Raw genomic sequence first — 14,777 nt, forward strand, 5'->3', positions numbered from 1 at the left:
CGTGCCGAGACAGACCTGGAGCAGCAAGCTCACATATATTTTAACCGTCGCGGGCGCCACGATCGGCTTTGGTTGCACGTGGCGGTTTCCGTATTTAGTCGGCGAAAACGGCGGCGGCGCCTACGTGCTCGTATTTTGCATCGCGATGATCGTGCTTGGCATCCCGATGATCTTGGTAGAAAACGTCATCGGACGTCGCGCGCTAAGGAACTGCGTCGATGCCTTCACAGCGCCTAAAAAGGACGGCTCGCGCATAAAGCCCGCTTGGAAGATCGTAGGTATCATGGGCGTAATCGGCGCGTTTGGAATTTTGGCCTACTATATGGTTCTTGGCGGCTGGGTGCTAACCTACATCGTAAACATCGTAAGCGGCAACTTCGACCTCTCCGCGCGGATCACAGATCCCACATTTACGCAGAAATTCTACGCAGATCACATCGAAAATAGCCCGCTTGGCGTCGGAGGCTACACGATCGTTTTCATAGCGATCAACTGGTATATTTTGAAAAACGGCATCATCGAAGGGATCGAAAAATTCGTAAAATTTCTAATGCCCGCGCTATTTTTGTGCTTCATCGCAGTAATCCTTACAAATTTAACGCTCGAAGGCGCAAAGGAAGGCGTGAAATTTTACCTCGGCGTCGATTTTGCAAAGATCACGCCTAAGCTTTTGATCGACGTTTTGGGACAGGTCTTTTTCGCGCTCTCGCTCGGATTCGGCGTGATGATCACGCTGTCTAGCTTTTTAAACAAAGACGAGAAGCTAATGCAAACAGCCACCATCACCGCAGTCGTAAACACCCTCATCGCCGTGCTTGCGGGCTTTATGATCTTCCCGTCGCTCTTTAGCGCGGGGCTTGAGCCGAGCAGCGGCTCGTCACTGGTTTTTAAAAGCCTTCCGATCGCGTTTTCGCACATGCCGTTCGGCAACGCCGTCGCGGTGGTCTTTCTCTCGATCCTGCTCATCGCCGCGCTTACGACGTCAATCACGATCTATCAGGTCATCATAAATTTCGTCGAGGAGCGCTTCTCATTTTCAACGCTAAAGGCGGTAAATTTAACGCTCGGTGGCGTCTTCGTGCTCGGCAACCTGCCCTGCATACTCTCAAGCAGCGTACTTGCGGACTTTAAAATTCTGGGGCGCTCGGTTTTCGACGCCTTCGACTTCGTAAGCGCGAACGTATTTTTCGTGCTAACGGCGCTTCTATGCTGCATCTACGTAGGCTGGGTGCTAAAAAAGGATGCGATCTACGAGGTCACCAACGAAGGCGATCTCGGCGCGAGGCTCGCGGGAGTTTGGTTTTTATACGTCAAATTTATCCTGCCGCTCATCATCGCGGTGATCTTCGGATACGGGATTTTCGGCTAAATTTAAAGCCGCAAGAGTTTTAAATTTTTAAATTTGCCTGCGGCGGCGCGACGGAATTTTAAAATTCCATTCGCTCTGTTACGTACGCTGTGGCGTAAGTTTTTACTCGGTGCGACACATTGTATTGAAACTTGCGGCACGGCGGTCTTGCGACTAGGTGCGAGACACTGCACCGCAGTTATAATATAAATTCAGCGCAGGCGTAGCCTGCCCCTTGTAAAGCGTCGTCGGGGGTTAGGTGGGGTTTGGGGCGAGTAGAGCAATACGGTGCTGCAGAAGCGGCGCCGTCTCTGCGAGAAGTGTGCCCTCGCAACCGGGGCTCCTTCCCGCCCCATAGAAAGCTTTAACGCGTCTAGCGAAGTGGGCGTCAGAATTTTAAATTTTATCTGCACGCGCCGTGCAAGCGTGATGACAAGCGCAAAAAGGCGCGGCTAAATTTTAAAATTTCATTTGCCGCCGCACTTTAAAATTTCCGCGACAAGCGCGCGATAAAATTTAAAATTTAGCCGCAATTTAGGGGTTTGCAATGCTTCTGTTTTTCCTTACGATCTTTCCGATATCGCTGATGCCGGGCATCAACATGACCTACGCGCTAAATCTCGGCATCGCGCGCGGCTATCTTAGGGCGCTGCCTGCGTTGCTGGCGCAGGTGCTAGGCGTCGCAGCCGTGGCGCTTGCGTGCATATTCGGCGTCGCGGGCATTCTGCTTGCGCACCCTGCGGCACTTAGCGCGATTAAAATTCTAGGCGGCGCGTATATTTTTTATCTGGGCGTTGCGACCTTTTTGGCGCGCGGAAATTTCAAGCCGCAAAAACAAAAGCGCAGCGAAAATATCTTCTTCCAAGGCCTCGTAGTCGCGGTCTCAAACCCCAAGGCGTGGATATTTTTCACCGCGCTCTTTCCGCCGTTTTTGGACGCGGATAATCTTTTCGGTGCGCGCACCTTCGCCCTCGTGGCGATCTTGTGCGCCAGCGAAAGCATCTGCCTCAGCATCTACGCGCTGGGCGGAGCGGTGCTAAAAAATCTGCTAAAAACTCATCTGAAATACCTCGAAATTTTCTGCTCGGTGCTGATGTGTGCGATCGGGCTGTGGATGATTTTGGGCTAAAATTTTGATTAAATTTAGCGCCCGAGCTTTGATAGAATTTTTAAATTTAAAGATAGATTGAAAAGTGGTATTGCTGCGGCTAAATTCCGAGAAAAATCCCGAAATTTAGCCGCTAGCTTTGAATTAAAATTTTAAGCGATCGACCGCGTACGCTAAACGCCGCGGCAATTATCGTCCGTAGCGAACCGGCGGCGCGTTTAGGCGGTTTTGGCTTTGTGTAGTATCGCCGTACCGCGTGCGCTTAAATTTAATCTCTGCCGTGAAGCTCGTCGATGTAAAATTTCACAGAGCCGAGACCCTCTTTTTTAGCCCATTCGTAGGCGCTTGAGACGAACTCCCAGTTGATGCCTGCGTAGAATTTTTCCAAATATTTCGGGCGCGCATTGTGCTCATCGATGTAATACGCGTGCTCCCAAACGTCCACGACTAGAAGCGGCACGAGCCCCTCGGTCACCGGCGTAGCGGCGTTTTGGGTCGCTTTAATGCAAAGCTTGCCCGATTTCGGATCGTAAGCGAGCCACACCCAGCCCGAGCCGAAATGCGCCGTAGCAGCAGCCAAAAACTCGCTTTTAAAATCCGCAAAATTTTCCGCTAGCGCCGATTTTAGCTCCACAGACGGCTCGCTAGGCTTTGCGATGCAATCCCAGTAAAAATCGTGGTTGTAAACCTGCGCTGCGTTATTGAAAAGCCCGCCGCTAGAAGCCGTTACGATCTCGTAAAGCCCCTTGCCTGCAAACTCGCCCGATTCGGTAAGTTTATTTAAATTTGCCACATAGGTCGCGTGGTGCTTACCATGGTGATAATCACAGGTTTGCTTGCTTACGACCGCGTTGTGCGCCGCATCGAACGGCAACTCTCTAAGTTTAAGCATCTTTCTCTCCTTGAAATGAATTTTGAAGCGATTATAGCCTAAAATTTCTAAACGAATAATAAAATTTATTATTTAGGATTAATTTTAAGGCGAATTTCAATCTAAGCCATCGTAATCGCGCTTTAAATTTAAAATTTAGGCGGCTTATTAACGCCAGAGCTTTCTTTTATCCTCATCGGAGCGCTTTTTATGTGCGACCGGGCGTACGGCTTAAGCGCGCTGCCGGTGTGCACGAGCGGTTATTTACCGTCATCTGCGCGGTTGGGAGCTTTTTTATGTTTATGCTTGCTTTTAAATACATAGCGCGGTACTCGCATACGTCCTATACACGGGGCTCGGCGTGCTTTTTATCGTCTTTCTTGAAACTGCTATCGCGCTAAAAGAGGACTTGGAGATTAACCTACTTCGCATATTTTTCATATTCACGCTAAGCTTATGCACAGGTATCGGCACGATCGGCGCCGTAATCCTAGGTGTATTCATCCACCGCGAAAAAATTTCTGCGCGCAAAGCACCTCTTATTTCTCATAATTTCAAGCGCCGTGATGCTGAAATTAATTTAGAATTTTGGCGAATTTAGCTAAGCTTAGCGCTAAATTTAACGCAAAGGAAAACCATGAAAATCATCGAAGGCTTGCTTGCTCTTAAGGGCAGCGAAAAAATTCTAATCATCAACGCCCGCTTCAACCACATCATCACCGATCGCCTAGTCGAAGGGGCGCATGATGCGTTTTTGCGCCACGGCGGCAAGGAGGAAAATTTAAGCCTGATGCTTGTTCCTGGCGCTTTTGAGATCCCGCTCGCGCTTGAAAAGGCGCTAAGCTCCAAGCTCTACGACGCCGTCGTCTGCCTAGGCGCGGTGATCCGCGGCTCTACACCGCATTTTGACTACGTAAGCGCCGAGGTAAGTAAGGGGATCGCAAACACCATGCTAAAATACGGCGCACCCGTGACTTTCGGCGTGCTGACTACCGATAATATCGAGCAAGCGATCGAGCGTGCAGGCTCAAAGGCCGGCAACAAGGGCTTTGAGGCGATGAGCGGCGCGATCGAGCTTCTAAGCCTATTTCGCAACATAAAGGCGTAAAATGGCCACCAGACACCAAGCCAGGCTCGCTGCGATCTCGCTGCTCTACTCCCGCGATATGAACGGCGGCGGCGAGGACTTTGCGGACGAGTATCTGGAAGAAAAGCGCATTCGCAACGAGCAGCGCAACTGGACGCTGGCGCTTCTGCGCGGCGCTAGCGAAAATCTCGCCGCAGTCGATGCGCTGATAGACGAAAATTTAAAGGAATTTAAACTCGCCGAAATTTCGGCTCTGGAGCGCGCGATACTGCGGCTCGGGGCGTATGAACTGCGCTTTACGGACACCGACGCAGGCATCGTCATCAACGAAGCGATCAACTCCGCCAAGGAGCTTGGCATCTCGCCAAGATTTATAAACGGCGTGCTGGATGCGCTAAAAGACAGCCCCGTAAACATCGCGGCGGATAAAATTTCCAAGCCGACTGCGACGGCAAGTGAAAATCTCGAGACAACCACGGAGGCAGTCAAAAATTTTAAGCCTGCTACGGAGAAAAACTCCGCCGTTTCGGACAGCAACGATACGGCGAAAAATTTCATTCCCGCAGGCGCGGACGGCAAGACGAAAAATTTTACTAAGACAAAGAGGGACGGCACGCCGAAAAATTCTACGGCGAGAAGAAGCAGACCGTCTAAAAAGCCCGCTAATTTGAAAACTCGCAGCGCGCCCGCAAAAAAATCCGAAGCCGCCGCGAGCAAAAAATTTAAAACGGAAAGAAATTTCAAGACTGGAGATAAATTTAAGACGGAGAAAACGGGCAAAAATTTCAAAACGGGCGAGCGAGGTAAAAATTTTAAGGCAGGCGAACGAGGCAAAGACGCCGCGCCGAAAAAAGAGAGCGCGGATAGAAATTTCAGAGTCGGCAAAAGCGCGGCACCGAAAAAGGGCACTGCTGGTAAAAATACTGCGCCCAAAAGTAGCGCGGGGCGCAAAATCTCTACCGCGCCGAAAAAATCTGCTGGCGGCAGAGGCGCACTCTCAAAAAGACCTGCGGGCAACAAAGGCACGGTACGCGGCAAGGATAAACGGTGAAGCTCTGCATCGCGCTTGATATGAGCTCGAAGCAGGAGTGTTTACAGCTGGCGGAGCGGCTGGCGGACTTTTCGGATAAAATTTGGCTCAAAATTGGACTGCGAACTTATTTGCGCGACGGTGCGGGATTTATAGAGGAACTAAAAAAGCTTGGAAATTTTAAAATTTTCCTCGATCTAAAGCTCTACGACATCCCAAACACGATGGCTGATGCCGCCGAGGAGATTGCAAAGCTTAGCATAGATATGATAAACGTGCACGCAAGCAGCGGCAAGCGCGCGATGGCTACGGTGATGCAGCGACTGGACAAGCTCGGTTCGCGCCCGCTGGTGCTCGCAGTTTCGGCGCTAACGAGCTTTGATCAGGCTGAATTTAGTGCGGTTTACGAGCAAAATTTAAACGACGCCGTGCGTAAATTTAGCGTGATGAGCTATGAAGCGGGGCTTGACGGTATGGTCTGCTCGGCATACGAAAGCCGCCTGATAAAGGACGCAACGAGCGCAAAATTTATCACGCTTTGCCCGGGCGTAAGGCCGTTTGGCGAGAGCGCGGCAGATCAAAAGCGAGTAGCGGATCTAGGCGTCGCGCGCGAGGCGAGGGCTGATTTTATCGTGGTAGGTCGTCCGATTTATCAAAGCGCCGATCCGCACGAAATTTGCGAGCGGATTTTGGGTCAAATTTAGCGCCAAAACTTGCATAAAATTTGACGCAAGCTCGTTTTAAGCGCCGTTTCCGTGCGAAAGAAATTTTAATTAAAATGCGCACAAAGGCGGCTCGGATGACGCCGAAGCACCGTCGTCATCTTTTTACAAAATCTGTTGGAGTTTGAAACTCGCGGTAAAGTATAGCGCTTTCGACTACAACCGGTTCAAATTTCCCGTTGGAGTTTAAAACAAACGTATCGGATTTTTGCATTTGGCGCAAGGCGGAAGCGTAAATTTGCTCCGTCGGGGGATTAAAAACGTTTAAACTTTGCCGCGCCCAAGCTCCCTGCTAGCTTGCGGATAAAATTTCCGATAACGAGCGCGGGCGGACGTCTTAGCACTAAAAAGTGGCGCGCATAAGCGCAGCGGCAGCCCGGCGGCGAGATAAAATTTTAAAAATTTTTCGCACCGCGTGGATAAAATTTTAAAACTTGCCTCGCACGAGTGAGATTTTAAAATTCCGCACTCTCAAGGGGTTTTAAAATTTATATCCAAATGGCGAGCCAAGCGAAATTTGAATAAAGATTGGAGTAAAATTTGAGCAAAGGCGCGAGCGATTTTAAGAAAATACCCTATGTCGGTGAGGCGACCGAGGCCGATCTGCTGGCACTCGGCTACGAGGACATCGCTTCGCTAAAGGGCGCGGATCCGGACGAGACGAAAGAACGCACAAAGGCGCTCGGACGCGGCAGATGCATCATCTATGTTTACCGAGGCCAGCTACTACGCAAACACTCCGCGCCCAGACAAAGCCAAGCTAAAGTGGTGGCTTTGGAAGGATTAAATTTACGAATTTGACCCGCGCCGTTTATAAATTTAAGCGGATTTGCTAACGACCGAAGCGGCTGTATTTGCGGCACGAAACGGCGCCTCACGGAAGTGCAAGCTAGCAAGCGCAACGAACGGCGCAAATTTTATGCGCGAGCTTTGCGAATACAATGCGATAAAGCGACGCGAAGGGCGTAAATTTAACGGGCGCCGTATAATTGGGGCGCCGCAAAGTGGAAGGACGGTAGGGATGAAATTTTTTGCTATTTTGATTTTATGCGCGAGTGCGCTTTTTGGCGAGACGATCAGCGCGAAATATGAGATTTCGTTCGGCGTTTTCGGCGCGGTCGGCAGTGCAAATACGCGGCTCGTGCGCGAAGACGATCGCTACGAGATCGTCATGGACGCCGTTGCGCAGGGCGTCGCGGGCAGCCTAAGCGGACAAAGGCGCGAGAGCTTCCGCTCAAAGGGGCGCGTCGTGGCGGGGCTTTTGATGCCCGATCTCTACGTCCACGAGGTCTCGCGCAAAAAGGGTAAAACGACGAAAAACGAGCGCAAAACCTACGCATTCGACTATGCGCGCAAAACGATAAAATTTCAAAAGTTCAAGGGCACGGGCGGCGAGCTACAGCTCGTAAGCGACGAAATTTTGCCCTACTTCGCGACGAACGACCTGCTGAGTTTGTTTTTCAATTTCTCTAAAATCCCGCACTCAGGCGATAAATTTTTCGTCCGAGCCGCGGGCGCAAAGAGCGCTGACGGAAGGATCGACATCGAAAGACCGCGCGGAAGCGCCGCCGCAAATATCGCGAGCGAGCTTGGCGTCGCGCCGCCTAGCGATGCGGATACAAACTCCGGCGCAGCGGCAAGCGCAAGCTCTAGCGGAGCAGATACGAAAACCGGCGCAACGGACGCAAATTTTAAAGGGCGCGGCGCGGGCACAGATAAACAGGCTACGGCGATCTACGTGGTTTTCATCAACCAGCCGATATTTTCGAGCAGCCGAGGCGAACTGCACCTGAGCCTAAACGAGCGCGGCTACGCCGATCGCGCCGTTTTGAAGGACGTGTTGCTCTTCGGCGACATCCGCGCGCGGCTCGTGGAATGAGACTTCGTAAATTCGAAAAATGCCTGAATTAAAAATTTTTAACTCTTAAAAGATAATTTGGCGCGTCTAGGTCTTTATTAAATTTTAGTTTCATATATTTTTTAAGCTCGTTATATTCTTTATTAGTGGGTATAAATATAAAAAATTTATTGTAAAGCGCGTCTATAATTAAAGCATCGACAAACCTACATGAAAATAATCCGCCCTTAAACAGATGAAAAATCATTTGCGGTATAAAAAGAAAGATAATCGCTCCCATGCAGCAAAATAACATTATAAAGACTATCATAGAGTCATCAAATATCGCGCCATAAATATAAGCGATTACGTATATAGCGAGGCAGATTTTTCCTATGATTCTTTCCGTTTCCGTATATTTTCGTGTCTCGCTTTCATAAACAAGTGCGAAAGTTTTTTTAAAATATAAAATATCATCAAATTTCATTACGAGCTGCTCGCCTGATTTTATACATTTTATGCTTGAGTTTAAAAATATAAATTTCCTTCCGTAATGCTGCGAAAAACCCTTAAGAGCCCTAGCAACCAAAGGTGCGGTAAGCAGAATATTCGCAACTTTTCTATCATAAGGGATGTTGGACACTAAATTTATAAACATAGCAAAACAAAGCAACGCTACTATAGCTATAATATTTACGATCGGCATATAGTCTTTGATGACCAACGGCTCTTTGTCGTAATCACGAGTTTTAGCGCCCCGCGATGAAATACAGCCCGAGTTTAAATTTTGAAATTTTACCTCATCTTTTGAGTTTAAATTCGTGCCGTTTAAATTTCTATCTCGGAAATTTGCGGCGCAAAGATAATTGGCTTGCAATTTGAGGTCTGTTTGATTAAAATTCGCATTTTTAAAGCTTTTACTACTCAAATTTGTATCGTTTAAATTTAATGAGCTGCGATCCGTTGCATCGCTTAAATCCGCATCGTCAAAAATTTCGGCGCTAGCGCCCTTTCGAAGCTTTTGCTTTAAGTTCTGGCGCCCCTCGTTTAGAAGCTTTTTAGATTCCTCAAACCGCACTTTATCCAAAAAATATCCTTAAGCTTAAATCGCTCGTATTTTATAACTTCGGGCTTAAATTGCAATAAATCGCGCCCGTTTCGCGCGTTTTTGATTTTATTTAAAATGTGTTTTGCATCGCGCCGCATGCGCGAAATGACGGCAGCAAGGGCGCGACAAAAGAAACGGACCACATTTTCGGATCGATTCATTTCTTAAATTTTCTTATGAAATCGCTCGCGTCCCGCGCTGCCATCGCTGAGCTCATAACGGCGATCCTGTCGGCTCCCGCGCGTAGGACGGAGGCAAAATTGCGCGGCGTTATGCCGCCCAGCGCGTAAATTTCGCCGCCGTAAAACCCACGCACGGCGCGGATCAAATTTAGCCCCTTCGGCATGAGCCCCGCCTTGCAATCGGTCGCGAATATGTGGCTCAAGCAGATCGCGCTCGCGCCCAGCTCCAGCGCCTCGCGCGCCTCCGCCTCGCTGTGGCAGGAAGCGACCAGTTTTTTGAAATTTGCGCGCAAAAACTCTGCCCCTCGCGCCGCACTAAAGCTCCGCAAAACCCCGAGCGGCAGCCATAAATTTCTCTCGCCCGCCCGCAGCGCAAAATCTGCAAAATTATGCACAAAGATCGCGGGCGGGCGCCTTGCACTCTCTGCGCTCCGCGCGCCCTCCACACTCTGCGAGTTCTCCGCCTCTTTCACGCTCTGTAAATTTTCTACGCCCTCTATACTTTCCGAGCTTTCCGTGTACTGCGTGCTCTGCGAGCTCCCCGCATTTTTTGCACTATGCACATCATTCACATTTTCTGTACTTTGCGCACCCTGCATACTTTCCGCATTTGCTGCACTCCGTGCGATCTCAACCGCGGGTTTTGTTTCGCATACGACGCCGCGAAGCGAAATTTCACCCGGCGCGCTATCATTCTCGCAGTTTGCAGCGCTAGTAAAATTTTCAGACAAAATTTCATCTAAAACGCAAGCGGAATTTTTAGACCGTATCTCATCTGTAGCGGCACCGTGCTTGCGGGCTGTATCCGCGCAAAGCTCGCTCTTGCCGTCGCCCAAATCGAGCTTTTTTTGCAAAACTTCGTCCTCGTCGCGCTCGTAGAGCGAAATTTTATCCGCGCAGACCGCGCTCGCGTTCAATCCGCCTACGAGGGTTTGGACGACGCAGGCTCGATCGTCGTAAATTTTATGCGGAATCGTGCGCGCGCAAACTTCCTCTGCGAAAATTCCGTCCGAGCGAGCCGCATCCGTGCCAAACCCCTCTTCGTGCGCTTCTGCCGCATCAAATTTGGCGGCGCGGATTTCATTCGGCGAAATTTCATGCGGGCAAGCTCGATCCGCGTCAAAGCTGAGCCGGTCTGCGCGATCGTAGAACTCGCAAGCGCGCAGTATATTCTCAAATAGCGCCGCATAGGCCGCTTCGTCTAAATCCTTTTCGCGCACGACGATCTCGCCTACGCCCGCCGCGGCAAAATCCGCTATACGCGCGAGCAGCGCCGCCTCACCGCCGCAGAGCACGCGGTTAGTGATGATCGTAATGCGCGAAGCAAGCTCCAAATCTAGCATCCGCCCACTCCTTTAAGCTCAAAATCCGCGCCCGTACACGGCGCGACATTCAAACTTAAAATTTTGCCCGCAGCGTTGGGGTTTAAAATTTTATTCGCCAGGATTGAAGCCAAAACCCATGCCGCCGCGCTAAAACTTAACATTCCGGCCGCCTTTGTAGAAGCTGAAATTTCTGCGGCGTCTTTAGGGTTTGAAATTTTTGTCGCGCCGCATCGCAAAAATTTCACCCTTTCATCAAGAGCTAAAAATTTCATCGTCTCCGCGGCGCACAAAATTCCTATCGCATCGTTTGGGATCAAATCCTGCGCCGCCTCATCGGAAGCAGGATCCTTCGCCGAGGTATCGAAGCTTAAAATTTTGCCCGGCCATACGGAGGCTAAAATTTCGTCCGCCTTAACAAGAGCTGAAATTTCCGCCGCAGCGCTAAAACTCAAAGCGTTCGCCCAACTCCTCGATTTTAGCGACCTCGCGTTGCCGCTGCATAAAAACCCGAAGCTCGCGCCGTTTTTAAATTTAAAATTTGCGTTGCCCGCGGGCTTGGAATTTGCGTCGCCTTTAAATTTTAAATCCGCATATGTGTTACGAGGTCTTAAATTTACACGCGTATTTTTGAACCCAGAATTCCTAACGCTCGCTAGCGCGGCGCCCAAGCCTTTCTTATCCGCCATAGCGCCATAAATTTTATCACCGTGTGCGGCGCTGCAAAATTCCGCGCCGTATTTTACGCTACAAATTTTACTTCTGCGCTGGGCGACACTAAATCCGCCCTCAAGCCCGACGCCGCAAATCTTATCTACGGCGTCGCAAATTCCATCCACGCATGCGGTAAAATTTCGCGCCTCACACATAGATATACTCGCTCATCAGCGGCTGCAGCCCGCCGCCGCGGATCGCCTCGCAGACCTCGCTTACGCTGCGCGCGTCGCTGATTTCGAACTGCTCGTCGCCCCTCTGCTCGCTGTGCCCGCCGATACCCACGCTCACGCCCGCCGAAATTTTGCTCGCCGCGATCCTGATCGCGTTGTCGCGGAAGCCCGCCCTCTCGCGCGTAGAGATCGTGATCTGCGCACTTGGCAGCAGCAGCCGATACGCGCACATGACCTGCAGCAGCTCACGCTCGCCGACGTCCTTCGGGTTTATTTTGTCGTTGTTGATGATCGGGCGCAGGCGCGGCACCGAAAAGGAGATCTCGGCGCGCGGGTACTTGCGCTGAAGTAGCCACGCGTGCACGCCCGTGGCAAAGGCATCGCGGCGGAAATCCCCGAGCCCCAAAAGCGCCGCAAAGCCCACGCCGCGCATACCGCCTCTAATCGCGCGCTCTTGAGCTGCGAAGCGATACGCAAAAACGCGCTTGTTGCCCGCAAGATGCAGCTGCGCGTAGCGCGCGGGATCGTAGGTTTCTTGAAAAACGGTGACGAAATCGACGCCGCAAGCGTGCAAATAGGCGTAATCAGCGGAGTTTAGCGGATAAATTTCGACGCCGATTACCTTAAAATACTGCCGCGCGAGCTCGCAGGCGCGCCCGATGTAGCGCACGGGGCTGTTTTTCTCGCTCTCGCCGGTGAGGATCAAAATTTCCTCTAGCCCGCTTGCCGCGATCGCCTCAAACTCCGCCTTTAGCTGCGCCTCATCGAGCCTTGCGCGCGCGATTTTGTTTTTGCAGTTAAAGCCGCAGTAAACGCACAGATTGTCGCAGTAGTTTGAGATGTAAATCGGCGTAAAAACGGCGATGTTGCTGCCAAAATGCGCCGCCTTTTCGCGCGCCGCAGTGCGGGCGATCTGCTCCAAATGCTCGCCCGCGCGCACGCTTAGTAGAGCGGCAAAATCGCGCAGAGTTCTGTTTTTCGCGCCGATCGCCCTTTGCACGTCAGCCTCGCTCGCCTCCTCGCAAAAACTCTCGCGCAGAGCGAGCGTACGCTCCATCATCTCGCTTCCGATATCCTCCATGCCCGCTAGATAGCCGGTTTTCATCATCTTTAAAATTTTCCTTTTAAATTTTCATTTAAATTCTATGCGACACATTTGCGCGTGCAAATTTACGCGCCGCAAAGTTTATTTTCGTTTGGTTTAGAAGCGCATTTTAGCAGGATTTCGGTAAAAAATTTTAAAACGGAGCACCCCGTTCGCATTTTAAATTTTAGTGATTATTAAAAGATGAAAGAATATACTTTCGTAAAATTTTAAGGAGAAGTAATGAAAAAAATCATCTTAGGTTTAGCCCTGTTGGGCTCTTTGGCTTTTGGCATAACTTTTAGCAAAGAGCAAGTTAAACAATTTGAGCAAAATTGCGAAGCAGGTGATTTTGAGGCTTGCAGTTACGCCGGCGCTCTTTATAAAAATCCGACCTTGTTCGGGGGAAACGCATCCGATAGGGATTATAAAAAAGCACTTTACTACTTTAAAAAGGCTTGCGACGGAAACGATTATGTAGCTTGCTCGGATTTGGGAGCAATGTATCATGGTGGCAAAGGGGTGAAAAAAGATTATAAAAAGGCTGTCGAACTATTCGATAAAGCTTGCGACGGCGGATATGCAGACGGCTGCAACAATTTAGGTTATATGTATGCAAATGGTAAAGGGATTAAAATGGATATGACGCGGGCTATGGGATATGCCAGAAGAGCCTGCGATGCGGGAAGTTGGATGGCGTGCGGGAATTTTGCTTCAGTTCTTGAAGCAGGTGGCGACAGAACAAGGGCGACACAATACTATCAAAAGGCCTGCGAAATGGGCAAAAAACACCCAGGGTTATTCGGCTACGATAAAGACTCTTTACGAGAATACTGCGATAAATACGACATGCTAAAATAGCCCGCCGATCAATCGGGTTTCTCTCGATCGGGCTGCTTTCAGCCCGATTAAATTTTAAAATTTGATCGCCGAGCCTGCTGCGTGCTACACCGCTGCCAAATTATACTTTTCGCCACTACACTTTAAGATGCCTAGCGAAGTGCGGAATTTAGGTCGTTTGGCGAGGCTTAACAAAGCGCGTCAGGATTTAACTCACATGGCGCAAAACCCTTGCACGATATGTATCTATAGCCCAAGAAATGCAAATTCGGCGCAAAAAACATGGCTCGCGTAACCAAGCGCGTTTAAAATTTTAACCGCTATCTCAAAAATCCCGTTAGCGGCGAGCTTGCGCAGGCTGTTTTGCAAACGGCGCCGAGCCCCGCCAGATAGGCATCGCGCCCCGCCTGCACGCCGAGCGCAAATGCCCGCGCCATCAGCGCTAGATCCCCGCTCGTGGCGATCGCCGTATTTACCATCACCGCAGCGCAGCCCATCTGCATCGCCTCGCAGGCCTCGCTAGGTGCGCCGAGCCCCGCATCTACGATGATAGGCACGTCGATTTCGTCTAGTAAAATTTCGATCATTCCCCGCATCATCAGCCCGCGGTTGGAGCCGATCGGCGCGGCCAGAGGCATCACGGCGGCGGCCCCTGCGCTTACCAGATCGCGCGCGACGCACAGATCGGCGTGCATGTAGGCAAGCGGCACGAAACCCTCGCGCGCTAGGGCCTCGCAGGCCTTGATCGTCTCGGCGTTGTCGGGCAGAAGGTATTTGCTGTCGCCTATGATCTCGATCTTTACGAAGTCGCCGCAGCCCAGTTCGCGCGCGAGCCGCGCGATCCGTAGCGCCTCCTCGGCGTTTCGCGCGCCGCTGGTGTTCGGTAGCAGCGTGACGCCGCGAGGAATGAAATTCAAGATATTGCGACTCTTGCTTTCGTTCACGCGGCGCAGCGCAAGCGTGACGATCTCGCAGCCCGCGTGCCGCACGCAGGCGTCGATCATCGCGTGATCGAACTTGCCAGAGCCCATTATCAGGCGCGAGCTAAACTCCTTGCCGCCTAAGATCAGTTTATCATTCATTCTATCCTCTTTAGTTTAAATTTCGTTTTCACATACGGCGCAGATAGCGCAATATCAGTACTCGCGCGGCGCATTATACACAGCGCTAGATTGCGGCACAGATCCTTACTTGCTTATGTCGCTATTTTAACGCGCCGCACGACGCCGCATCGAAGCTTTAAAATTTCTCGTCAAATTTTAGCCACGACACAAAAATTTTAAAATTTAACGCGCAGACTGCGGCTCGCTTTGCTGCACGAAATTTTAAATCCTACATTCAAAAGTAGCTT

Annotated in this window: 13 protein-coding genes and 2 pseudogenes; 8 read left to right on the top strand and 7 right to left on the bottom strand. The window is 50.6% G+C overall.

Translation table 11 applies throughout. The features are described from left to right. The first annotated feature begins 1 nt into the window (after position 1). Both CGRAC_RS09095 and CGRAC_RS09100 read left to right on the top strand, forming a co-directional pair. Entirely contained in the window at positions 2-1,369 is a 1,368-nt protein-coding gene (locus CGRAC_RS09095; protein WP_005871384.1) for a sodium-dependent transporter, read from the top strand. Positions 1,370-1,895: 526 nt separating this feature from the next. After that, entirely contained in the window at positions 1,896-2,477 is a 582-nt protein-coding gene (locus tag CGRAC_RS09100; RefSeq protein ID WP_005871382.1) for a LysE family translocator, read from the top strand. Between the two features lie 247 nt (positions 2,478-2,724). Here CGRAC_RS09100 and sodB read toward each other — a convergent pair whose 3' ends face one another. Together sodB and CGRAC_RS12055 are read right to left on the bottom strand one after the other, a co-directional pair. Then, positions 2,725-3,348: a superoxide dismutase [Fe] gene (gene sodB / locus CGRAC_RS09105; RefSeq protein ID WP_005871381.1), complete on the bottom strand. Its 624-nt coding sequence runs from the start codon at positions 3,346-3,348 to the stop codon at positions 2,725-2,727. Positions 3,349-3,639: 291 nt separating this feature from the next. Further along, positions 3,640-3,831 (bottom strand): hypothetical protein, encoded by a 192-nt coding sequence (locus CGRAC_RS12055; RefSeq protein ID WP_156187206.1) that lies wholly within the window; start codon positions 3,829-3,831, stop codon positions 3,640-3,642. A gap of 133 nt (positions 3,832-3,964) precedes the next feature. Here CGRAC_RS12055 and ribH point away from each other — a divergent pair, with 133 nt between their 5' ends. The 5 genes and pseudogenes from ribH to CGRAC_RS12610 all read left to right on the top strand — a co-directional run bounded on the left by ribH (position 3,965) and on the right by CGRAC_RS12610 (position 8,045). Beyond that, positions 3,965-4,435, top strand: a complete 471-nt coding sequence (gene ribH, locus CGRAC_RS09115; protein WP_005871379.1) for a 6,7-dimethyl-8-ribityllumazine synthase — start codon at positions 3,965-3,967, stop codon at positions 4,433-4,435. A gap of 1 nt (position 4,436) precedes the next feature. Further along, a pseudogene (nusB, locus tag CGRAC_RS12605) lies at positions 4,437-4,811 on the top strand (transcription antitermination factor NusB); the annotation flags it as partial. Positions 4,812-5,461: 650 nt separating this feature from the next. Beyond that, positions 5,462-6,148, top strand: coding sequence for an orotidine-5'-phosphate decarboxylase (gene pyrF, locus CGRAC_RS09125; RefSeq protein WP_005871375.1), 687 nt, complete (start codon positions 5,462-5,464; stop codon positions 6,146-6,148). 558 nt (positions 6,149-6,706) lie between these two features. Next, positions 6,707-6,953, top strand: a pseudogene (locus CGRAC_RS09130) (helix-hairpin-helix domain-containing protein). A 234-nt stretch (positions 6,954-7,187) separates the two neighbouring features. Beyond that, a complete protein-coding gene (locus CGRAC_RS12610; protein WP_050346376.1) occupies positions 7,188-8,045 on the top strand; it encodes a DUF3108 domain-containing protein in 858 nt (285 codons plus the stop codon). Between the two features lie 28 nt (positions 8,046-8,073). Here the strand turns inward: CGRAC_RS12610 and CGRAC_RS09140 are convergent, their stop codons facing one another. From CGRAC_RS09140 to thiH, 4 genes are all read right to left on the bottom strand, one after another. Beyond that, complete coding sequence (locus CGRAC_RS09140) at positions 8,074-9,090, bottom strand: pentapeptide repeat-containing protein (RefSeq protein WP_005871366.1); 1,017 nt, start codon at positions 9,088-9,090, stop codon at positions 8,074-8,076. A 178-nt stretch (positions 9,091-9,268) separates the two neighbouring features. After that, positions 9,269-10,636, bottom strand: a complete 1,368-nt coding sequence (locus tag CGRAC_RS12615; protein WP_005871363.1) for a thiamine phosphate synthase — start codon at positions 10,634-10,636, stop codon at positions 9,269-9,271. Continuing rightward, positions 10,630-11,484, bottom strand: coding sequence for a hypothetical protein (locus tag CGRAC_RS09155; RefSeq protein WP_005871361.1), 855 nt, complete (start codon positions 11,482-11,484; stop codon positions 10,630-10,632). The genes CGRAC_RS12615 and CGRAC_RS09155 overlap by 7 nt, the downstream gene beginning before the upstream one ends. Beyond that, entirely contained in the window at positions 11,477-12,610 is a 1,134-nt protein-coding gene (gene thiH / locus CGRAC_RS09160; RefSeq protein ID WP_050346344.1) for a 2-iminoacetate synthase ThiH, read from the bottom strand. The genes CGRAC_RS09155 and thiH overlap by 8 nt, the downstream gene beginning before the upstream one ends. Before the next feature lie 219 nt (positions 12,611-12,829). On the opposite strand from thiH, the gene CGRAC_RS09165 reads away from it, so the two are divergent. Further along, positions 12,830-13,447, top strand: coding sequence for a tetratricopeptide repeat protein (locus CGRAC_RS09165; protein ID WP_005871356.1), 618 nt, complete (start codon positions 12,830-12,832; stop codon positions 13,445-13,447). Positions 13,448-13,746: 299 nt separating this feature from the next. On the opposite strand, the gene CGRAC_RS09170 is transcribed toward CGRAC_RS09165, so the two are convergent. Further along, a complete protein-coding gene (locus CGRAC_RS09170) occupies positions 13,747-14,508 on the bottom strand; it encodes a thiazole synthase (RefSeq protein WP_005871354.1) in 762 nt (253 codons plus the stop codon). Between the last annotated feature and the right edge of the window lie 269 nt (positions 14,509-14,777).

This window comes from Campylobacter gracilis, assembly GCF_001190745.1.
Lineage (GTDB): Bacteria > Campylobacterota > Campylobacteria > Campylobacterales > Campylobacteraceae > Campylobacter_B > Campylobacter_B gracilis.